Here is a 4,067-nt window from a genome sequence, read left to right on the forward strand (position 1 = left end):
GCCCCCCTCTGTCCTGCCGGACATCTCCCCCTCAAGTGGGGAGATTGGCAGCTTCGCCGACCGCGCGTTCTTGCAACGTTGAAGATTGGCGAAAGCCGTGACGCTATCCAATCTCCCCACTTGAGGGGGAGAGGCCGGCAGGCCAGAGGGGGGCGCCGTAGAGTGCCGACATCGGCAGCACAACTTCGATCAAGCACTAGCGAATACCGAATGCTCAACTCCGCTTGAAATCGCGCCGCGTTCCGCCAATTGGTCAGGCACGCGCGGCCAAGCCGGAGCATTCCTCATGGACATCGTCTTCTCCTCAACCGTCGATCTCGCTGCAGCCATCGCCAAGCGCAAAATCTCCGCCGTGGAAGCACTCGACGCCTATCTGGCGCAAATCGATGCGCACAACCATGCGGTGAATGCCGTCATCTCGCTCGACAGGGAAGGCGCCCGCGAGCGTGCCAAGAAGGCGGACGCTGCCCAGGCGCGCGGCGCCGCACCCGGACCTCTGCATGGCGTGCCGTTCACGCTGAAAGACATGCACGAAACGTCAGGCATAAGGACCACGGTCGGCTTCCCGCCCTTTGCCGACTATGTCGCCAAGCAGGACAGCCCGGTCGTCATCAGACTGAAAGCGGCCGGCGGCGTGCTGATGGCCAAGACCAATGTCGCGGCCATGCTTTCGGACTGGCAATCGAACAACCCGCTGTTCGGCCGCACCAACAATCCATGGAATCTCCAGCGCACGGCGGGAGGCTCCAGCGGAGGCGCGGCAGCGGCAATTTGCTTGGGGATGACGCCGTTCGACGTGGGCACAGACATGCAGGATTCGATCCGGCTGCCGGCCGCCTTTTGCGGTGTTTATGGCTTGAAGCCGACGGAGCATCGTGTCTCGCTGGCCGGTGCCTTCCCCGATCCCGGCGGTGCCGCGCGCAGCGTGCGGCTGATGTCCTGCCTCGGGCCGTTGGCGCGCAGCGTGCAAGATTTGGCGCTGATTTATCAAATCATCGCCGGCCCGGATGGAAGCGACACCGATCTTGCTCCGGTGCCGGTCCAGGATATGCCGAAGCTCGACCCTAGGACATTGCGCATCGCCTTCGCGCCGTCCTTTCCCGGCTTTCCGGTGGCCGGCGACATCAGCGCCGCAGTCGAAAACCTCGCAAGGCAGCTGCAATCGGCCGGTGCCCTCGTTGAGGAGGCAAAACTGCCGAAACTCGATCTGCACCACGATCTGGAGCAGGGCGGCGCGCTGATCGGCATGATGCTGGAGGCCGCGCAGCCGGAGTCGCCGGAGGAGCCGACACCGGTCTCGCGCTGGTTCGAGGCACTCGCCCGCCGCGACAGGTCCATTCTCGCCTGGGACCGGTTTTTCGAAAACCATGACGCGCTGCTCTGCCCGGTCGCCATGACTTCCGCCTTCCCGCATTGCGAGCCGGGCACGCCGATCACGGTCGACGGCAAGGAGCAGAGCTACTGGATGCTGCCGGCCTATGGCGCCGTCTTCAACTACAGCGGCCATCCGGCGCTTTCCATCCCATGCGGACAGGGCAGCGAGGGCTTGCCGATCGGCTTGCAACTGGTCGGCAAACGCTGGTCGGAGTCACAGCTGCTCGGCATCGCCAGGGCAATCGAACCACTGACCGGCGGCTTTCGGCGTCCGCCCGCCTATTGAGCGAAACGCGACAATCCATAAGGGGCAAGTAAGGGGTCGCGCTCGCCGTCGAGGATTTCCCGAGCGGCGAACAGGCCGATGGCCGGCGCCAACGTGATGCCGGAATGCATGACGGCGACATAGACACCGTCCAAGCCCTCGGCGCGGCCAATGATCGGAAAGCCGTCGATCGGCGTCGGCCGGTAGCCGACCGTGTGGAAATCGAGTTCCAACCCATCGCTGTCGCGCAGCATGGCCTTCATGGCCGCAAACAGGGCGTGGGCGGTGGCTTCGGCATCCATGCCCGGATCGGCTCCGCCAAAATCCGAGCCGGCGATGATGCGGCCTTCCGCCGTCTGGCGCATGTGCAGCCGCTCGGCCAGCACCAGCCCGTTGAGCAGCTTTTCGTGCGGTCGCGAATGGACGATCAGGCCGGGCGGCGTTTCGATCGGCAGGTTGATCCCGGCGGTCGCGGCGATCTCCGGCGAGCCAACGCCGGCCGCGACCACCACCTCGTCCGATGCAATCAGGCCATGCGATGTGTCGACACCGGTGATCCTGCCGCCGGTCTGGACCAGGGCCGTCACCGTGCTGGAGATGGTCTTCGCGCCATGTCGCTTCGCGTCTGCCAATAGGGCACGGACGGCGGCCACGGGCTCTGCGACACCTTCTTCGGCAACATGCAGGGCAAAATCCGGAAGCTCGGTGAGATTGGGCTCGATGCGCGCTGCACCGGCGCGGTCGACTTGGCTGATGCCATAGCCCCAGGCGGAATGTTCCGTGGCGTAGGTTTCCATGTCGGCCGCCGGTAAGTCCCAGCACAGGCCGCCGCACCAGCTCAGCGGCAGGTCGGGCAGGTCCTGCGCCAGCCGCGACCATTCGGCCATGGCGCGGGTGCGCAGCCGGAAATAGGGCTCCGGATTGCCCCAGCTGGCGTTGATCCAGGCGAACGAATTTGGCGTCGCCACCCCACCGGCAGCACTGTCGGCAATCACCGTCACTTGCGCACCCGCTCTGCTCAGATGCCAGGCGGTGGAGGCACCGATGATGCCGGCGCCGATGACGATTACTTGTTTCGCCGCAGTCATGCTTGCTCCTCTGCCTCGTCATCCGGAGGGATGTTCATCCAGTGCCATCCCGGCAGCCGCTTGCCAACATCGCGCAGCGTAAAATATGCGGCAATGCACTGGCCGGAGCCACAGCACGACTGAGCTGTATGCTCTGACGGTGAGGCGGCGATCAGCAGCGCCCGAGCCGCCGGACCGGTCGACAGGCCGGCACTGCGCTGCTAGAAGCCCGGCCTGTCACACGGAAATCCCAGAGAATGCCCGAAGCAATAGAAGAAGAAGTGGCACGCCGCCGCACCTTCGCGATCATCGCGCACCCGGACGCCGGCAAGACGACGCTCACCGAAAAGCTGCTGCTGTTCGGCGGCGCCATCCAGCTCGCCGGCGAGGTCAAGGCCAAGAAGGACAAGATCCAGACGCGGTCCGACTGGATGAAGATCGAGCGCGAGCGCGGCATCTCGGTCGTCACCTCGGTGATGACCTTCGAGTATGAGGACAATGTCTTCAACCTGCTCGACACGCCCGGCCACGAGGATTTCGCCGACGACACCTACCGCACGCTGTCGGCGGTCGACTCGGCGGTCATGGTCATCGATGCCGCCAAGGGCATCGAGCCGCGCACACTGAAACTGTTCGAAGTCTGCCGGCTGCGCGACATTCCGATCATCACCTTCATCAACAAGATGGACCGCGAAAGCCGCGATCCGTTCGAGATTTTGGACGAGATCGAACAGAAGCTGGCGCTGGATACTGCCCCCGTCACCTGGCCGATCGGCCGCGGCAAGAATTTTGCCGGCACCTATCATCTGGCGCTGAATGCCGTGCGCGGGGGCGACGCGGAGAAAGAACGCACGCCGGTCAACGGTCCCGATTCCAACCGCGTCGCCGGCCTGCTGCCGGAAAACGAGCGCGAAGCCTTCATCGAGGAACTGGAGCTCGCGCGAGAAGCGTGCAGACCCCTTGATATAGAAGCCTTCCGCGAGGGCCATCTGACGCCGGTCTATTTCGGTTCGGCGCTGCGCAATTATGGCGTGCGCGACCTGATCGAGGCACTCGGCGCTTTTGGACCGCCGCCGCGCGCGCAGGAGGCGGACACCCGCAAGGTCGAGGCGACCGAAGAGAAGATGACGTCCTTCGTCTTCAAGATCCAGGCCAACATGGATCCCAATCACCGCGACCGCATTGCCTTCGTCCGCGTCTGTTCGGGTAAGCTCGAGCGCGGCATGAAGGCCAAGCTGGTGCGCACCGGAAAACCGATGTCGTTGTCGGCGCCGCAGTTCTTCTTTGCCCGGACCCGCGTTACCGCTGACGAGGCTTTTGCCGGTGATGTCGTCGGCATCCCCAACCATGGCACGCTGCGC

3 protein-coding genes are annotated in these 4,067 nt (G+C 64.5%); 2 read left to right on the forward strand and 1 reads right to left on the reverse strand.

The annotated features are described in order from the left end of the window. Positions 1–286 precede the first annotated feature (286 nt). The gene (locus tag EN906_RS25400) at positions 287–1,660 is read left to right on the forward strand and encodes an amidase (protein ID WP_127266623.1); all 1,374 of its coding nucleotides are present in this window, start codon (positions 287–289) and stop codon (positions 1,658–1,660) included. On the opposite strand, the gene EN906_RS25405 is transcribed toward EN906_RS25400, so the two are convergent. Next, a complete protein-coding gene (locus tag EN906_RS25405) occupies positions 1,654–2,727 on the reverse strand; it encodes an FAD-binding oxidoreductase (protein WP_127266622.1) in 1,074 nt (357 codons plus the stop codon). The two genes, EN906_RS25400 and EN906_RS25405, sit on opposite strands and share 7 nt — an antisense overlap. 236 nt (positions 2,728–2,963) lie before the next feature. Here EN906_RS25405 and EN906_RS25410 point away from each other — a divergent pair. Continuing rightward, positions 2,964–4,067 (forward strand): peptide chain release factor 3 (locus tag EN906_RS25410; RefSeq protein ID WP_127375462.1); only part of this gene is annotated, 1,104 nt, incomplete at its 3' end.

The organism is Mesorhizobium sp. M7A.F.Ca.CA.004.06.1.1 (genome assembly GCF_003999135.1).
GTDB lineage: Bacteria > Pseudomonadota > Alphaproteobacteria > Rhizobiales > Rhizobiaceae > Mesorhizobium.

Coding starts and splice junctions, on each gene's coding strand:
- EN906_RS25400 (WP_127266623.1), top strand. CDS start 287: ATGGACATCGTCTTCTCCTCAACCGTCGATCTCGCTGCAGCCATCGCC.
- EN906_RS25405 (WP_127266622.1), bottom strand. CDS start 2,727: ATGACTGCGGCGAAACAAGTAATCGTCATCGGCGCCGGCATCATCGGT.